Below are 15,661 nucleotides of genomic sequence, written 5' to 3'. Positions count from 1 at the left end.
TCCGTGAAAAGGATCACCGCATGGCGACGGCGCCCGTGGGCGGGCTACGCCGTCGTGCTGGCGGCCCTGGCGGCGATCGGCGTCATCTACGCCGGCTTCTCGCCGAAGACCGACCACGCCGAGGCGCAGAGCAGCGCCCAGGCCGCGCAGGACCTGGCGAACGGCCAGGCGCTGTTCAACAAGAACTGCGCGAGCTGCCACGGGTTGAACGCCCAGGGCACCGAGGACGCCGACGGCAACCCGATCGCGCCCAGCCTGATCGGCGTGGGCGCCGCCTCCGTCGACTTCCAGGTCACCACGGGCCGCATGCCCGCGATGAACCCCGGCGCGCAGGTGCCGCGCAAGGAGCCGATCCCCGCCTTCAACACCTCGATCAAGACCGACTACGAGGAGCCGGAGAAGCGGCGGCACGCCGAGGAGCAGGTCGCCCAGGCACAGAAGAACGTCGCCGACCTGCGCGCCTACATCCAGTCGCTGGGCGGCGGCCCGGAGGTTCCGCCGGCCTCGGCCGTCGACCCCGAGGGCGGTGACGTCGCCCTCGGCGGCAAGCTGTTCCGCACCAACTGCGCCCAGTGCCACAACTTCACCGGTCAGGGCGGCGCGCTGACCGGCGGCAAGTACGCCCCTCCGCTGACGGGGGACGTCACGCCCACCCAGATGTACGAGGCCATGCTGACCGGGCCGCAGGCGATGCCGGTCTTCAACGACACCACGCTCACGCCGGAGGACAAGCGGGCGATCATCGCCTACCTGGTCGACGTGCGCAACGAGCCGAACCCGGGCGGTAACGGCCTCGGGCGCATCGGCCCGGTGAGCGAGGGCCTGGCCGGCTGGCTGGTCGGCCTCGGGCTGCTGGTGCTGGCCGCCATGTGGATCACCGCGAAGAAGCCGAAGAAGCTGAAGAAGTCATGAGCGACGACAACAACGAGAGCGCGGGCTCGACGGACCCGCGCGAGGAGGGCGGCCGGCGCGAACGCGTGGTCGGCACCCCGTCCCCGGCGAGGGAGAAGGCCCTCCTCGCCGAGGACGACATCTCGGCGCCCGCGGGCGTGGGGGATCAGCTCGACGAGGCGTCGGCCAAGCGGGCCGAGCGGATCGTCGCGGCGTTCTTCCTGCTCGCGTTCGCCGCCAGCGTGACGTTCATCGCGTACTTCATCGGCTGGAGCGGCCGCGACGGCGGCATGCACGGCGTCTGGGACGCCCGCGAGTCCAACTTCTGGCTCGGCGGGACGATGGCGGTGGCCTTCCTCGCGATGGCCGCCGGCGTCACCATCTGGGTGCGGCGGCTGATGACCAGCAAGCCGATCGTCCAGGAACGGCACGAGCTGGCCTCCGACGAGGAGAGCCGGGCCGCCTTCGCCAGGGACTTCGTCGAGGGCGCCGACGACAGCGGCATCACCAAGCGGCCGCTGCTGCGCCGCACGCTGCTGCTGGCCGCCGCGCCGCTCGGCCTGGCCCCGCTGGTGCTGCTGCGCGACCTCGGCCCGCTGCCGGAGAAGAAGCTCCGCAGCACCTACTGGGCCGACGCCGTCGAGCGGGCGAAGGGCGAGGGCAAGAAGGGCGTCCGCCTGGTGGTGGACGGCACCCACAAGCCGCTGCGGGTCAGCGACTTCGCCGAGCCCGGCGGCATGATCACCGTCCTGCCCGAGGGTCTTGAGGAGCACGTTCCCCACGACCGGGTGCTGACGGAGGTCGCCAAGGCGGTCACGATCCTGATCAACGTCCCCGAGGCCCTGTTCAAGCCGGCCGAGGGCCGCGCCAACTGGCACGTCAACGGGGTCGTGGCGTACTCGAAGGTGTGCACGCACGTCGGCTGCCCCGCGGCCCTGTACGAGCAGACCACGCACCACATCCTGTGCCCGTGCCACCAGTCCACGTTCGACGCCACGGACGCGGCGAAGGTCGTCTTCGGCCCCGCGGCGCGGCCGCTGCCGCAGCTGCCGCTGGGCGTGGAGGACGGGTACCTCATCGCGACGAGCGACTATCAAGAGCCCGTCGGACCGAGCTTCTGGGAGCGCGGATGAGCGACACCACGGCTCCGAAGGCCGTCGAGGGCACGCTCGGCTTCATCGACGAACGCCTCGGATCCACCACCTTCTTCAGGCGGAACGTCAAGAAGGTCTTTCCGGACCACTGGTCGTTCATGCTGGGCGAGATCGCCCTGTACTCCTTCATCATCCTGCTGCTGACCGGTACGTTCCTCACGCTCTGGTTCAAGCCGAGCATGGTGGAGGTCGTGTATGACGGTTCGTACACGAACCTGCAGGGCGTGACGATGTCCGAGGCGTACGCCTCGACGCTGCACATCAGCTTCGACGTCCGCGGCGGCCTGCTCATGCGGCAGATCCACCACTGGGCGGCGATCCTGTTCATGGCGTCGATCCTGGCGCACATGCTGCGGGTGTTCTTCACCGGCGCCTACCGCAAGCCGCGCGAGCTGAACTGGCTCATCGGCCTCGGCATGTTCACCCTCGGCATCCTGGAGGGCCTGTTCGGCTACTCGCTGCCGGACGACCTGCTGTCGGGCACCGGCCTGCGGATCACCCAGGGCGTGGCGGAGTCGATCCCCGTCGTCGGGACCTACATCTACATGTTCCTGTTCGGCGGCGAGTTCCCCGGCCAGGACATCGTCCCCCGGCTGTACATGCTGCACATCCTGCTGATCCCGGGCCTGCTGCTCGGCCTGATCACCGCGCACATGATGATCATGTGGCATCAGAAGCACACCGCGATGCCGGTCAAGCACCAGTCCGAGAAGCAGGTGTACGGCTACCCGTTCTACCCGGTGTTCATGGCCAAGACGGGCGCCTACTTCCTGTTCACGTTCGGTGTGTGCGCGCTGTTCGGCGCGTTCCTGCAGATCAACCCGGTCTGGCTGTACGGCCCGTACGATCCCGGCGCCATCTCGTCCGGCTCCCAGCCGGACTGGTACATGGGCTTCCTCGAAGGCGCGCTGCGGATCATGCCCGGCTGGGAGATCACCGCCTGGGGCCACACGGTCAGCCTGAACGTGCTGATCCCCGCATTGGTGCCGCTCGGCATCATCATGACCGGTGCGGCCCTGTGGCCGTTCGTCGAGGCATGGGTGACCGGCGACAAGCGGCAGCACCACGTCAACGACCGGCCGCGCAACGCCCCGATCCGCACGGCGACCGGCATGGCCGCGGTGACGTTCTACGGGCTGCTGTGGCTCGGCGGCGCGAACGACATCCTCGCCGAGCGGTTCCACATCTCGCTGTTCGCCACGACCTGGTTCTTCCGCGTCGCGTTCTTCGTCGGCCCGGTCCTGGCGTTCATCATCACGAAGCGGATCTGCCTCGGCCTGCAGCGCAAGGACGCCGGCATCGTCGGGCACGGCGTGGAGAGCGGCGTGATCCTCATGTCGCCGGAAGGCAAGTTCTCCGAGCGGCACGAACCGGCGCGCGAGGAGGAGAAGGCCGTTCTGCTGTCCAAGGAGAACGCCAGGCCCGAGGCGCCCGACCGGGACGCCCAGGGCATCCCCGCCGCCAAGGGCCCGATCGGGCATCTGCGTTCGCGGCTGAACCGCGCGTGGACCTTCGACGACATTCCCGTCGAGGAGCACGGGCATGGCGAGCATGAGGCGATCGAGAGCGGCAAGGACTCGGAGCAGGTCAAGCACTGACCCGTCATCCCGGCCTCGGAGGGGCCCGGCACCGTCACGGCGGTGCCGGGCCCCTGCCGTTCCCACCGGGTCCGTATGCTGGCCGGCGATGACCAAGACGCTGTTCGTCACCAATGACTTCCCACCCCGTCCGGGCGGCATCCAGGCGTTCGTGCACGGCCTCGCGGTGCGGCGCCCGCCGGGCTCGGTGGTCGTCTACGCCCCGGCCTGGAAGGGCGCCGCGGAGTTCGACGCGGCGCAGCCGTTCCCGGTGGTCCGGCATCCGGGGTCGCTGATGCTGCCGGAACCGGGCGTGCTGCGCCGGGCGGCGGACGTGCTGCGCGCGGAGGGCTGCGACTCGGTGGTGTTCGGCGCGGCGGCGCCGCTGGGGCTGCTGGCCCCGGGGCTGCGGCGGCGCGGCGCGGGGCGGCTCGTCGGCATCACCCACGGGCACGAGGCGGGCTGGGCGTCGCTGCCGGTCGCGCGGGCCCTTCTCGGGCGCATCGGGGACGACGTGGACGTGCTGACGTACCTGGGCGAGTACACGCGGTCCCGGATGGCGCGGGCGCTGTCGCCGGACGCCGGGGCCCGGATGGCGCGGCTCGCTCCCGGCGTCGATGAGAAGGTGTTCCGCGCGGGCGCCGGCGGCGAGGAGATCCGGGCGCGGCATCGCCTGGCCGGCCGTCCCGTGGTCGTCTGCGTCTCCCGGCTGGTGCCGCGCAAGGGGCAGGACGCCCTCATCCACGCCTGGCGGCACGTCCTGCGCTCGGTACCGGACGCCGTGCTGCTGCTCGTCGGCGGCGGGCCGTACCGGGACGATCTGGAACGCCTTGCCGCGTCGCTCGGGGTGGGCGGGTCGGTCGTGTTCACCGGCGGCGTCCCGTGGGAGGAACTGCCCGCCCACTACGACGCGGGGGACGTGTTCGCGATGCCGTGCCGGACCCGCCGCCGCGGCCTGGACGTGGAGGGGCTCGGCATCGTCTACCTGGAGGCGTCGGCGACCGGGCTGCCGGTGGTGGCGGGCGACTCCGGCGGCGCGCCCGACGCCGTGCTGGACGGCGAGACCGGGGTCGTCGTGCCCGGCCGTTCGGTCGCCCGCCTCGCCGAGGCGCTCACCGGGCTTCTCACGGACCCCGGCCGCGCCCGCGCAATGGGCGAGAAGGGCCGCGCCTGGGTGGAGCGCGAGTGGCGCTGGGAGATCCAGGCCGCTCGCCTCGGCGGCCTGCTCGCGTCCTGAGATGGCAGGATGCGGATATGGACATCGAGGACGCATGGGCCCGCGTTCCCGGGGAGGCCGCCCGGTGGCTGCACGATCTGGATCCCGACCACTGCTATTCAGGGTTCGAGCCGCCGCGCCGTCCCGACTCCGTCTGGCTCCTGCACGCGATGTACGCGTGGGAGGAGGGGCTGGTCACCACGACCCACGACGATGTCCACCAGTCCGTGGCGGCGGCTGGCCTGGCCGACACGGCCGGTGACGTGCCCGGCGATGTGGGCGACCTGCTGGAGGGCGCGATCGTCACCGGCACCGGCCTCGGCCGCAGCGGCGATCCGGGCGCGGGGTGGCGGAGGCTGCGCTGGAAGGAGCTCGCGCGCGGGTTCGGCGAGCATGCCGTCCCGGAGGGGGAGCTGCCCGGCAACCGCTGCCTGCGGCAGGGGCATCCGGCCGGGAGCTGGTCGGCGGCCATCCAGCCGCCCGCGGAGGGCTGTCTCGACCGGGAGAGCTGGTTCCGGCTGATCGGGCTGCTGCTGCGGCACAGCCCGTCCGGCTCGGATACCCGCTGCCTGGCGTACTACTGCCCGCTCGTCACGGCCGACTGGGACGACGAGACGGTCTTCGCGGGACGGCTGGGCGACGCGGCCGCCCTGTACGACCATCCGGAGATGTCCAGCTGCCCGTCCGATCTGTGGGCGGAGGACCGGTCCTGGGTCGTCTACTGCGACTGGGATCTGTGGGGTACGAAGGTCGTCGGGCCCACCGCGCTCGTCGACGCCGTCCTGACCGATCCGGGTCTGGAGGCCGTCCGCCTCCCCTGGACGCGCTGACCGGTGACGCGGCGGCCGGTGACGCGCGGACCGGTGGCCGGTCGGGGCCGTGCCTCGCCTCCGGAGACCGGTTCCACGCGAACGCCCCTGCCGAGATGGGGTGGGTGGTGATCCGGCGTGACCGGCCCGGCGCCCTCGTGGGGGAGGACCTGGAGACGGGCGCGCCGTGCGGGCCGGCCCGCGGGGCCGGATCGAGTTCGCGTGGACGGGAGTGCGGGGCACGGCCCCGGCATCCGGCACCGCGGGGCCCGGCCCCGTGACGGTGCCCGGCCGCGGACGTGCAGGAGGGGTGGGCGCCCCCTTGGGCTGATCCCTGTCGCGGTGATCGACTCATCCGGGGGCACCTCCTGCCGCATGTGTCCGCGGTCATGGACGTTCACGAAGGTAGGCACCCTCGGCCGTCGCGGCATCCCCGTTAAAGCGCGCTTAAGGGGTGGATCAGTCGTCGCTAAGCCCATCACCACATTCGGCCAGAAAGTACCTGTTCTTAAGCATGTACGGCACTATCCGACATTGGGATGATCATCTCTGGGCGGGGTCGAGGAGGACGGGTGCGGTCCAAGGGCCTTGTGGTGCTGGCGGGGGTGCTGGCGGCCGTCCTGGTGGCAGGGCTCACGGTCGGCTGGGCACTGGGGAACGGACGGGGCGGCGATCCCCGGGAGGTCGCGGCCGGGTACTTCGCGGCCTGGAGCCACGGGGACCTGGACGAGATGCGCGAGTTCGTCGCCGACCCGCCCGCCGACTTCGCCTCGCAGCACCGCGCGCTGTCCCGCGGCCTCATGGTCGACCGCATCGCGTTGGAGCCGCGCCCCGTCGTTCGCACCGGGCGAGCCGCCGCGCGGGCCGGCTTCACCGTCAGCAGGTCGGTCGCCGGGCACGGGAGGTGGTCGTTCACGTCGGAACTGCGGCTCGGGCAGGTGGACGGACGGTGGCGCGTGCTGTGGTCGCCCGCCACGCTGTACCCGGGCTTGAAGGGCAGCGGGCGGTGGGCGCTGCGGCAGGTGCGGGTCCCCGCCGTCACGCTGGTCGCGCGGGACGGCGAGGCGCTGCCCGAGGACGGCCCGCTCGCGCCCTACCTCGCCGGGATCACCGACCGGCTCGGCAAGGAGGACGAGCAGACCGGATGGGCGATCGAGCTGCGCGACGACGGCGGACCACCGCAGCGCGTGAAGCTGTTCGGGGTGGAGAAGGGCGAGAAGATCCGCACGACGCTGGACCGGCGCGTACAGGCGGCGGCGGTGAAGGCGGCCGCGTCCGCGCCCGGCCGGGCCGCGGTCATCGCCGTCCGCCCGTCCAGCGGGGAGGTGCTCGCGGTGGCCGACGGGCTCGGCGGGCTCGGCGCGTTCGCCTCCCTCTACCCGCCCGGCTCGACGTTCAAGGTGGTGGTCGCGGGCGCGCTGATCGCGGACGGGGCGGGCCCCGGGACCGGTGTCGACTGCCCCGCCTCGGTGGTCACCGCGCAGCGCACGATCCACAACGACGAGGACCACGCGCTCGGCCCGACGTCGCTGCGGGCCGCGTTCGCCGCGTCCTGCAACACCACGTTCGCGCGGCTCGCGGTCGAGCGGCTCGGTGCGGCGAAGCTGGCGGCGAGCGCCCGGCGCTTCGGGTTCGGCGTGCGGATCACGCCGGGTGTGGACGCCGCCCAGGGCGGCTTCCCGGACCCGCGCGGCGGCGCGGAACTGGCCGAGGCCGGGATCGGGCAGGGCCGCGTCCAGGCGAGCCCGCTGCTGATGGCGTCGGCCGCCGCCGCCGTGGCGGACGGCTCGTGGCGGGCGCCGCGGCTGCTGGCGCCGAAGCTGATCCGCGAGGGCGGGGGAGCGGTGCCGGAACCCCGCCGGGTGCCCGGGACCTCCGCGCTCGGCACGCTGATGCGGGCCGTGGTCACCGGCGGCACCGCCGCGGGCGCCGGCCTGCCGGCCGGGACGGCGGGCAAGACGGGCACGGCCGAGTTCGGCGGCGGGCGGTCGCACGCCTGGTTCATCGGATACCGCGACGATCTCGCCTTCTCGGTCTTCGTCGAGGCAGGGGGCTCGGGGCCGGAGGTCGCGGCGCCGCTCGCCGCCCGCTTCCTGAAGGCCGTCCGCTGACCGGTGCTCCGCGGCCGCCGTGCGTTCGCGGCGGACTTCCGGAAAAGGTGAGCCTCATCGTGAACACTCCGCGGTGTCCCCGCGTACTCCAGTGGAGAGCAGAAGGGCCGCGGGATAGGGTCTGTACGGATTTCTTGGCACCAGCGCGCAACGAGTGACTCATGGGGCGTATGCTCCCGGAGTGATCGAGCGGGTTCGTCAAGAATCCGTTCGGGGAACGCGGTGGGAGCGAGCGGGCTCCCGCACCGCGATCTCCGATGTCTCAGCGGGAAGGCCGCCGGGTGATGAGCCGGGCGGTCCGGAGCCGACCGGCGTTCGCCGAGCCCTCCGTCTCCTCCACAGGAGAGGGCATGGCGCGACGCGATATCGGGCATGCGTCCCGGAACAACACGCATGCTTCACCGTGGGCCGAGACGCCCGCGCGTCCCTCGTCGAGACCTGAGCCCCGTCGGGGGACATGGTCCGACGAGCCGCAGCCGCGGCCGCAGTGGCCCGAAGGGTCCTGGTGGTCCGAGCAGCCGGACGGCACCGAGCGCGGACGGCGATCGTCGCGCCGCGGGCCGAGCCGGCGCGAGATGAAGCGGCACGAGGCCCGCGCCAAGCGGTCCCGCAAGCGCACGGATGACCAGTTCGGCGCGCGGAACAGGCCTCCCAAGGACCGGGACGACCGTCCGCGGGACGACCGGTCCGATGCGCGGACCCGGCAGTTCGACGCACGGAACGGCCGGTCCGATGCCCGGGCGAACCAGTTCGGCCCTCGCAACGACCCGCCGGATGCGCGGACCCGCCAGTTCGGCCCCCGCAATGATCCACCGGATGCGCGAACCCGCGAGTTCGATGCGCGGGACGGCCGGTCCGATGCCCGGGGCCGGCAGCCCGATCCACGGGACGGCCGGTCCGATGCGCGCACCCGCCGGTTCGACGCCCGGTCCGAGACGCTCGACGCGCGGACGGAAGGGTTCGACGCGCGGACGGAAGGGCTCGCGGCGGGCCGGGACCGGTCGCGGGAGTTCCAGCCGCGCGGCGGACGGGCACGGCCCGCGGAGCGGTCACGCTCCCAGCGGCGCGCAGCGGAACGTCCCCCGCAGCGGGCCACCCGGTCGCGTCAGCCGGCCCGTCCGCCGTCCCGGCGCCCGGCGACACCGCGGCCGGGGCCGAAGGCGAAGCCGCGGCGCGGGCGGCGCCCCACCGACCGGATGAGCATCGGCGCGATCGTGCTGTCCACCGCCGTCGGCCTGTCCCTGCTCGGCATCGCCGAGCGGGCGCTGCTGGAAGGCGGGCCCATCGGCGGGGCGTCCGGCCCGGCCGGCTCACAGCGCGCGATCACGCCGCCCAAGCCCGGCGGCGACCCCGCACAGCCGCAGCAGCCCGGCCGGCCGCAGCAGCCCGGGCAGAGCGGGGCGCCCGCGGCGCCGTCCGCCCCGAACCTCGGGATCCTCGCCGCGCAGGTGCGCGAGCTGACCATCGACGAGCGCGGCGCGGCCGCCCGGCAGGCCTACGGCGCGGCGCCGGCGGGCCGGCCGATCGTGGACGCGACCAGGACGAGCGCCGACAAGAGCTGGGTGTTCGGCACCACCGCGCTCCCCGTCCCCACCGGCAGCACCGCGACCCCCGAAGTGGCGTTCTACGCGGCCCGCTGGACGGGTGAGGAGTGGCAGGTCGCGCTCTCGGGCGGGACGGAGTTCAACGCGCTGCTCGGCGCCGCCCCGGCGAAGGTCATGCCGGCGGCGGAGGTGCGTGCCCTGCGCCGGTACGGCGCCCTCACCGCCGCGCAGGCCACCGCGCTCGTCAACGGCTCGCGGGCCGGCGACGCGCTGATGCTGCCGTGGAAGACCGGCGAGGTCTGGTCGATGACGACCTCAAACGGCTCGCCGCGGCCGCTGGGTTCGCTGGCGTTCTCCGGCGGCGACGGGCGGGTCCTCGCGGCCGGCGACGGCCGCCTCTACCGCTTCTGCGCCGACTCGGGCGGCGGTGCGATGGTCATGCTCGTCCACGGGAGCGGTGTGGCCACCACCTACTACCGGCTCCGCGGCGCGTCGGCGGTACGCGACGGCAGCGTCGTCGAGCAGGGCGCCCCGCTCGGCCGCACCGGTACCGAACGGCCCTGCGGCGGGGCGGCCTCGCCGCGCGCCGAGGTCGGGTTCGGGCTGCGCCGCGGCGGCGGGCCGATCCCCCTCGACGGCGCGCAGATCGGCGGCTGGACGTTCCAGGAGCGGGCCAACCCCCTCCTCGGCTTCGCCGAACGCGGTGTTCTCCAGGTGCTTCCCGGCGGGCTGCTGGCCAACCTCGGCGCGGTCCCCGCGGGGGACGACCCTCCGTCGTCGCCGCCGTCCCCAGGCGCCTCGCCGGAGGACGGCGCCGGAACGCCCCCCGCCCCGGCGGAGGGCGCAACCCAGAAGAGGAGTCCGAGCGGTGCGAATTCGCAACAGTGATGATCCCATGGTCCCCACCTGGGCGCTGCGCCTCGTGCTCGCCGGCGCGGTGCTCGTGCTCGTCGGCGCGGCGACCCCGCAGGGCGCCGTCGCGGTCGCGAACGTGCAGTACTTCCTCAACTTCTTCGCCGGCGTCTTCGCCCTCGTGGCGCTGACCACCGCGGTGATGAGCGGGCTGCTGGCCACCGATCGCCTGATCCTGAAGATCCGGCACCGGGTGCTCGCGCAGGCCCTGCACCGCGCGTCCGCGATCATCTCGGTGGCGATGCTGTTCGCGCACGTGTCGGTGAAGGTGATGGCCGGCCTCGCCCTGCCCGTCAACGTCGTCGTGCCGACGGGCGGGGCGGTCGGCCTCGGCACGGTCGCGTTCGACCTGATGCTCGTCATCGTCGTCACCGGGATGCTGCGGTCGCGGTTCGCGTTCCGGGGCAAGGCGTGGGTGTGGCGGTCGGTCCACGCCCTCGCCTACGTCGCGTGGCCGTTCGCGATCGTGCACGGCCTGATCACCGGCCGGGCCGCGGCGAACTGGGTCGTGCTCTCCTACGTGATGAGCGTGGTGCTGGTCGTGCTCGCCCTGACGACCCGCCTGATCGTGGTGGTCAAACCACGGGAGCTGAACCGCGCCGACGACGAGATCGATCCGTTCTCCAGGCCGGACGGCGCCGGACGCCGCCGCGACCGGCGCGCGATGGCGGCGATGGAGCACGAGGAGGCCCGCGCCGCCGCGGCGGCCCGCGCGAGGGAGGCCGATCCCATGGACGGCTTCGACGACCCGCGCGGCACCGTCCAGGACCCGCGCGGCATGCCCGTGTACGGCGGCGGAAACGACACCGAGGTCTACCGATGACATCGACCGTCACCGTCTCCGGCATCGGCGGTCCGCGGCTCACGCTCGGATTCGACAGGTTCGACCGGCTGGACCTCGACAGGCACCTGGCCGTGCACGGCAGGCTCCGCGCGCCGGACCTGGACGACATCGTCCGCATGTGCGAGCAGGTCGATCTGCGGGGGCGCGGCGGCGCCGGCTTCCCGTTCGCCCGCAAGCTGATGGCCGTGGCGGCGCGGGTCAACTACCCGACGGCCGACCAGACCGCGCTGCTGCCCGGCGAGAGCGGCAACGAACGCGGCTCCAGCGAGGACGTCGTCATCGTGGTGAACGGCGCCGAGGGGGAGCCCGGCAGTTCCAAGGACAAGGTCCTGCTCGAACGGGCGCCGCACCTCGTCCTCGACGGCGCCCAGATCGCCGCGTCCGCGCTCGGCACCCAGCGGATCGTCGTGGCCGTCGAGGACGACGAGGCCGCCCGCTCGGTCCGCGCCGCGATCAGCGAACGGCGGATGCCCGCGCGGGTCGTCCGGCTGACCGAGCGGTTCATCTCCGGGGAGAGCGGCGCGGTGGTCCGCGCGATCAACGGGGAGACGCCGATCCCTCCGGGCGTCAAGGTCCGCGCGTCCGACTCCGGCGTCGATGGCTACCCGACGCTGCTGTCCAACACCGAGACGTTCGCGCAGCTCGCCGTGCTCGTCTCCCTCGGCCCCGACCTGTACGCGTCGGCCGGGACGGACGACGAGCCGGGCACCACGCTGCTCACCGTCGGCGGTACCCAGGTCGTGGAGGCGCCGCTCGGCACGCCGCTCCAGGCCGTGCTCGACCACTGCCAGGTGCCCCCGTCGCCGGGCGTGCTCGTCGGCGGCTACCACGGGATGTGGCTCGGCCCCGCCGCGGTGCCGCGGGCCGTGCTGTCACGCGCGGGGATGCGCCGGGTCGGCGGGACGGTGGGCGCCGGGATCATCCTGCCGCTCAGCCAGGGCACCTGCCCGCTCGGCGAGGTCACCCGGATCGCCTCCTACCTGGCCGCGCAGTCGGCCGGGCAGTGCGGGCCGTGCCGGCTCGGGCTCCCCGACGTCGTGCGGTCCCTCAACTCCCTCACCGAGGGGGCGGGAACGGTGGAGGACGTCCGCCGCGCCGCCGGCATCGGCCGGGGCCGGGGCGCCTGCACCCACCCGGACGGGACCGCCAGGTTCGTCCTTTCGGCGATGGAGGCGTTCGCCGCCGACATCGACGCCCACCGGTGGGGCGGCGGCTGCGATCTGTCGACGTACGGGGTCCTGCCGCTGCCGGTGCCCGACGGCTCGGAGGGCCGGGTGGCGATCGACTGGAGCCGCTGCGACGGGCACGGACTGTGCGCCTACATCGTCCCCGAGCTGATCCAGCTCGACCGGTACGGCTTCCCGGTGGTGCTCGGCACCGACATTCCCTCCTGGATGGAAAAGGACGTGCAGAAGGCGGTCGCGATGTGCCCCGCATTGGCGCTGCGCGTCGTCGACGGCGTCCCCGGCATCCCGTCCAGGCGCTGACCCGACGGTCCGGCGGCCAATTCGGGCGTGTGAAAAAGAGGAAATCAGATGAGCGCTCTTGAACCCGGTACCCCGCGTGGCGCGTATCTCCCACAGAACCCGCGCCGGGTCCGTCGAGAGATCCTCGAAAGGAGGAAGAAGTTCCCTTGAGGAAATCCTACGGAATCGCCGAAATGCGCAGGCTGCCACGCCTTCGCCTGGGCCGCACCCTGCTGATTCTGGCGGCCGTGGCGGCCGTGGGGGCCGCCTTCGTGGTCGTCATGAACCCGGTCGGCGTCCCCGCCAGCGGCGCGGCGAACCTCGGTGGCACCGTGAACACCCGCTGGGGACGTCTGAGCACTTTGGACAGGAAGTTGCTCGTCGCGGTGCGGCAGGCCGGCCTCTGGGAGATCCCCGCAGGCCAGCAGGCACAGCAGCGTGCCTCCAGCCCCCGGGTGAGGGAGGTCGCCGAGATCATCTGGCAGCAGCACGTGCAGCTGGACGCGGACGCCCGCGCGACCGCGGAGCGGCTCGGCGTGCTCCTCCCGAACGAGCCCAACGGGAGCCAGAAAGCCTGGCTGAGAGAGATGTCAGGCAAATTCGGCGCCGATTACGACAAGATCTGGGTGCATCGGCTGCGCGCCGCACACGGGGCGGTCTTCACCGTCATCGCCAAGGTGCGCTCGCAGTCCGAGAACAGCGAGGTCCGTGCGTTCGCCGAGCGTTCCATGAAGTTCGTCAACACGCACATGTCGCTGCTGGAGAGCACCGGCCTGGTACCCAGGCGTGCTCTGAAATGACGTACATCCCACCCCGCAAAAGGGAGTACCTTTCCATGGGAAGCAAGAAAAAAGCCTTCGCCGTGATCATTCCGGCGCTCGCCCTTGTCACGTCGGCGTGTCAGACGACGCCCGGCGGGATCGCCGCCCCGCAACCCGGCGCAAGCACGTCGGCCGCCGCGGACGGCTCGGACCTCGAAGGCGGCGGGAATCTCGACGATGTCAACAACCCGGGCGCCCCCACCGGAGCTCCGACCGGCTACCCGAACGGCGGCGGCCAGCAGCCCGGCGGCGGTCAACAGACCCCGGGCGGCGGTCAGCAAGATCCGGGCGGCGGTCAGCAGGACCCGGGCGGCGGCCAGCAGACCCCGGGCGGCGGTCAGCAAGATCCGGGCGGCGGTCAGCAGGACCCCGGCGGCGGTCAGCAGGACCCGGGCGACGGCGGCGGCCAGCCGGGCGACGGCCAGGGCAACGACCAGGGCGACGGTCAGGGCAACGACCATGGCCAGGGCAACGACCAGGGCCAGGGCAACGACCAGGGCGACGGCCAGGAAGTCGAGATCCCGGAGCTGAGGGCCGACCAGTTCGTCCCGATCCAGCAGGCGCCGCGCGTGCGGCAGCCGCGCAACACCCGGCGGGCCTCCACCGGTGTGTTCAGTGTGGACTGCGGCACGAACGAGGGCCAGGCGCACAGCAACCCCGACAACGTGCTCGCGGCGCCCGGCGTCGTGAACGGCGCGCACCACATCCACGACTACGTCGGCAACCTCGACACCGACGCCTTCTCGACCGACGAGACCTTCGCCGCGGCCGGGACGACCTGCGAGAACGGCGACAAGTCGGCCTACTTCTGGCCGGTGCTGCGGCTTCGCGCGGGCCAGGACGACTCCGAGCGGGCCGAGCAGAGCCAGATCGACGGCAACATCGGCAGCATCGTCGAGCCGGCCGAGGCGCGCCTGGAGTTCCTGGGCAATCCGCGCAGCAAGGTGACCGCGATGCCGCAGTTCATCCGGGTCGCCACCGGTGACGCGAAGGCCGTGACGAACGGCCTGCAGAACGCGAAGGCGCTGTGGACGTGCACGGGCTTCGAGGAGCGGGCGTTCACCGACAAGTACCCGCTCTGCCCGGAGGGCAGCCAGGTCGCGCGTGTGCTGAACTTCCCGAGCTGCTGGGACGGCCAGAACACCGACAGCGCCAACCACCGCGACCACATCGCCTTCCCCGACGAGCGGACGGGCGCCTGCCCGGAGGGCACTCAGGCCGTGCCGCAGCTGCGGATGACCCTGACCTACGACGTGCCCGCGGAGCCGCTGGCGTTCGCGCTGGACAGCTTCCCCGAGTCGGGCCACGACCCGGTGACCGACCACGGCGACTTCATCAACGTGATGGGTGAAGAGCTGATGCAGCAGGCGGTCAACACCATCAACGGCAGGGGCGGCGGCCAGAACGGCGGCGGCGGCCAGAACGGCGATGGCGGTCAGAACGGCGGCGGCCAGGAGGGCGGCGACCAGCCCACGACCCGGCCCAAGCGCCACCACTGATCCACCGGACGTCCGGGTGATCCGGACCGCCCCGGGCTGACCCGGACGCGCGGCCGGTGAGGATGCCGTCTTCGACCTTCGGCGGCATACTCACCGGCCGCGCCCGCGTGCCCGCGCGATTCCGGGCGCCCCGGCTCCGTACGATCGGGGCATGGACATCGTGATCGCGGGCGGGCACGGGAAGATCGCACTGCGGCTGTCGCGGCTGCTGGCCGCGCGGGGGGACACCGTGCTGAGCCTGATCCGCAATCCCGGCCACGCGTCCGACGTGCGCGGCACCGGCGCCGAGCCGGTGGTGTGCGACCTGGAGTCGGCGGACGCCGGCGAGGTCGCCGGCCATCTGACCGGGGCGGACGCGGTCGTGTTCGCCGCCGGGGCGGGGCCGGGCAGCGGCGCGGCGCGCAAGGACACCGTCGACCGGGCCGCGTCGGTGCTGACGGCGGACGCGGCGGAGCGCGCGGGCGTCCGCGGCTTCGTGCAGATCTCCGCGATGGGCGCGGGGGAGCCGCCGCCGCCGGGCCGCGGTGAGGCGTGGGAGGCCTACATCAGGGCCAAGGGCGAGGCGGAGGACGACCTGCGCCGCCGGGACGCCCTCGACTGGCTGATCCTGCGGCCGGGCCGCCTCACCGACGACCCGGCCACCGGCAGGGTGACCCTCGCCGAACCGCCCATCGGGCACGGCGCGGTCACCCGCGACGACGTGGCGGCGGTCATCGTGGCGCTGCTCGACGCCGGCGACGTCCGCCGCCGCACGCTCGACCTCCTCAACGGCGAAACCCCGGTCGGGGACGCCGTCAACGCGCTGCGCTGACCGGGC

At 73.1% G+C, this 15,661-nt stretch carries 12 protein-coding genes; all 12 read left to right on the top strand.

The window, feature by feature from the left end:
* Window positions 1-3: 3 nt before the first annotated feature.
* The 12 genes from ACGFIS_RS08465 (at window position 4) to ACGFIS_RS08410 (ending at window position 15,655) form a co-directional block, all read left to right on the top strand.
* On the top strand, window positions 4-912 hold the full coding sequence (locus ACGFIS_RS08465; protein WP_392902564.1) for a c-type cytochrome: 909 nt from the start codon (window positions 4-6) through the stop codon (window positions 910-912).
* Window positions 909-2,024, top strand: a complete 1,116-nt coding sequence (locus tag ACGFIS_RS08460) for a Rieske 2Fe-2S domain-containing protein (RefSeq protein ID WP_392902567.1) — start codon at window positions 909-911, stop codon at window positions 2,022-2,024. The genes ACGFIS_RS08465 and ACGFIS_RS08460 overlap by 4 nt, the downstream gene beginning before the upstream one ends.
* Window positions 2,021-3,643: a cytochrome bc complex cytochrome b subunit gene (locus ACGFIS_RS08455; protein ID WP_392902570.1), complete on the top strand. Its 1,623-nt coding sequence runs from the start codon at window positions 2,021-2,023 to the stop codon at window positions 3,641-3,643. The genes ACGFIS_RS08460 and ACGFIS_RS08455 overlap by 4 nt, the downstream gene beginning before the upstream one ends.
* Before the next feature lie 88 nt (window positions 3,644-3,731).
* Window positions 3,732-4,859, top strand: a complete 1,128-nt coding sequence (locus tag ACGFIS_RS08450) for a glycosyltransferase family 4 protein (RefSeq protein ID WP_392970030.1) — start codon at window positions 3,732-3,734, stop codon at window positions 4,857-4,859.
* Window positions 4,860-4,876: 17 nt separating this feature from the next.
* On the top strand, window positions 4,877-5,668 hold the full coding sequence (locus tag ACGFIS_RS08445) for a hypothetical protein (protein WP_392902574.1): 792 nt from the start codon (window positions 4,877-4,879) through the stop codon (window positions 5,666-5,668).
* Between the two features lie 551 nt (window positions 5,669-6,219).
* Complete coding sequence (locus tag ACGFIS_RS08440) at window positions 6,220-7,758, top strand: penicillin-binding transpeptidase domain-containing protein (protein WP_392970027.1); 1,539 nt, start codon at window positions 6,220-6,222, stop codon at window positions 7,756-7,758.
* 575 nt (window positions 7,759-8,333) lie between these two features.
* Complete coding sequence (locus ACGFIS_RS08435) at window positions 8,334-10,190, top strand: peptidoglycan DD-metalloendopeptidase family protein (protein WP_392902580.1); 1,857 nt, start codon at window positions 8,334-8,336, stop codon at window positions 10,188-10,190.
* 7 nt (window positions 10,191-10,197) lie between these two features.
* Entirely contained in the window at window positions 10,198-11,037 is an 840-nt protein-coding gene (locus ACGFIS_RS08430; RefSeq protein ID WP_392970024.1) for a hypothetical protein, read from the top strand.
* Window positions 11,034-12,545, top strand: coding sequence for a ferredoxin (locus ACGFIS_RS08425; protein WP_392902583.1), 1,512 nt, complete (start codon window positions 11,034-11,036; stop codon window positions 12,543-12,545). The genes ACGFIS_RS08430 and ACGFIS_RS08425 overlap by 4 nt, the downstream gene beginning before the upstream one ends.
* Window positions 12,546-12,691: 146 nt before the next feature.
* Window positions 12,692-13,324, top strand: coding sequence for a DUF4142 domain-containing protein (locus ACGFIS_RS08420; protein ID WP_392902586.1), 633 nt, complete (start codon window positions 12,692-12,694; stop codon window positions 13,322-13,324).
* A gap of 35 nt (window positions 13,325-13,359) precedes the next feature.
* On the top strand, window positions 13,360-14,844 hold the full coding sequence (locus ACGFIS_RS08415) for a DUF1996 domain-containing protein (RefSeq protein WP_392970021.1): 1,485 nt from the start codon (window positions 13,360-13,362) through the stop codon (window positions 14,842-14,844).
* A gap of 151 nt (window positions 14,845-14,995) precedes the next feature.
* On the top strand, window positions 14,996-15,655 hold the full coding sequence (locus ACGFIS_RS08410) for an NAD(P)H-binding protein (RefSeq protein ID WP_392902591.1): 660 nt from the start codon (window positions 14,996-14,998) through the stop codon (window positions 15,653-15,655).
* The last annotated feature ends 6 nt before the right edge of the window (window positions 15,656-15,661 follow it).

The organism is Spirillospora sp. NPDC048824, assembly GCF_043198455.1.
Classification (GTDB): Bacteria; Actinomycetota; Actinomycetes; order Streptosporangiales; family Streptosporangiaceae; genus Spirillospora.
The sequence above is the reverse complement of the archived record's forward strand: the minus strand, read 5'-3'. Positions and strand labels throughout refer to the sequence as shown.

Excerpts from the sequence above, each read along its gene's own strand:
- ACGFIS_RS08430 (WP_392970024.1), top strand. The coding sequence starts at position 10,198 with ATGGTCCCCACCTGGGCGCTGCGCCTCGTGCTCGCCGGCGCGGTGCTC.
- ACGFIS_RS08435 (WP_392902580.1), top strand. The coding sequence starts at position 8,334 with ATGAAGCGGCACGAGGCCCGCGCCAAGCGGTCCCGCAAGCGCACGGAT.
- ACGFIS_RS08455 (WP_392902570.1), top strand. The coding sequence starts at position 2,021 with ATGAGCGACACCACGGCTCCGAAGGCCGTCGAGGGCACGCTCGGCTTC.
- ACGFIS_RS08445 (WP_392902574.1), top strand. The coding sequence starts at position 4,877 with ATGGACATCGAGGACGCATGGGCCCGCGTTCCCGGGGAGGCCGCCCGG.
- ACGFIS_RS08450 (WP_392970030.1), top strand. The coding sequence starts at position 3,732 with ATGACCAAGACGCTGTTCGTCACCAATGACTTCCCACCCCGTCCGGGC.
- ACGFIS_RS08410 (WP_392902591.1), top strand. The coding sequence starts at position 14,996 with ATGGACATCGTGATCGCGGGCGGGCACGGGAAGATCGCACTGCGGCTG.
- ACGFIS_RS08425 (WP_392902583.1), top strand. The coding sequence starts at position 11,034 with ATGACATCGACCGTCACCGTCTCCGGCATCGGCGGTCCGCGGCTCACG.
- ACGFIS_RS08415 (WP_392970021.1), top strand. The coding sequence starts at position 13,360 with ATGGGAAGCAAGAAAAAAGCCTTCGCCGTGATCATTCCGGCGCTCGCC.
- ACGFIS_RS08460 (WP_392902567.1), top strand. The coding sequence starts at position 909 with ATGAGCGACGACAACAACGAGAGCGCGGGCTCGACGGACCCGCGCGAG.